The following is a 756-nucleotide window of genomic DNA, read 5'->3' as shown; positions in this document are numbered from 1 at the left end:
GTCACCGAGACCTTCGACGTCGTGCGCGAGCTGCTCAACGGCGCCACCGTCGACCGCGGGAGCGCCGCACACCATCTGGAGGGCATCCGGCTGGACTTCCCGCCGAAGCAGCCACCTGAGCTGTGGATCGGGGCGGTCAACGAGCGGGCGCTCCGCGCCGCAGGCGGCAGGGCGGACGGGATCCTGCTGTCGGTTCTCGCGAGCCCCGCCTATGTGAACTGGGCCAGGGGGGTGGCCACCCACGCGGGACGGGCAGCGCCGCCGATCACGGCCTTCGTCCTGGCCTCCGTCGCCGACGACGACCAGGCGGCGAGGGAGGCGGTACGGGACGCGGTCGGCTTCTTCCTGAAGGCGGAGGCGCACACGGCGCTGGTGGGACAGTCCCGGTACGGCAGCGAGATCCGTCGGCGCGTGGCGGCTCTCGAAGAGGACGAACCGCTCGCCGTCGAGGACGCCTGGATCGACGAGTTCGCGGCCGCAGGCAGTCCTGGCCAGGTGAGAGGCCGACTGCGGGGGCTGCTCGACTCCGGTGCCGACTCGCTCGGCCTGTGGCTGTTCCCGCCCGACCGCCTCGCGGACCAGTTGCAGCGGCTGGCCGTCGACGTCCTGGGCAGGACCTCTCCGTGACCGAGCCCGCCGCGGCCTTCGCGCTCAGGTGCCGGGCGGGGGCCCTGCCGCTCGCCGGGCCCGAGCGCGGAAGACGTGCCGGTAGGTCTGAGGGGTCATGCCGGTGACGCGTCCGAAGTGAAGCCGGAG

Annotated in this window: 1 protein-coding gene; it reads left to right on the top strand. The window is 73.3% G+C overall.

Features of this window, described 5'->3' with window-relative positions; genetic code table 11:
* Nucleotides 1–627: LLM class flavin-dependent oxidoreductase (locus tag ABFX50_RS50845; protein ID WP_346158538.1), on the top strand; the 627-nt coding region annotated here is incomplete at its 5' end.
* Nucleotides 628–756 lie beyond the last annotated feature (129 nt).

The organism is Nonomuraea recticatena, assembly GCF_039533245.1.
Lineage (GTDB): Bacteria > Actinomycetota > Actinomycetes > Streptosporangiales > Streptosporangiaceae > Nonomuraea > Nonomuraea roseola.
Note: the sequence above shows the minus strand (reverse complement) of the source record. Positions and strands in the feature narration are given on the sequence as shown.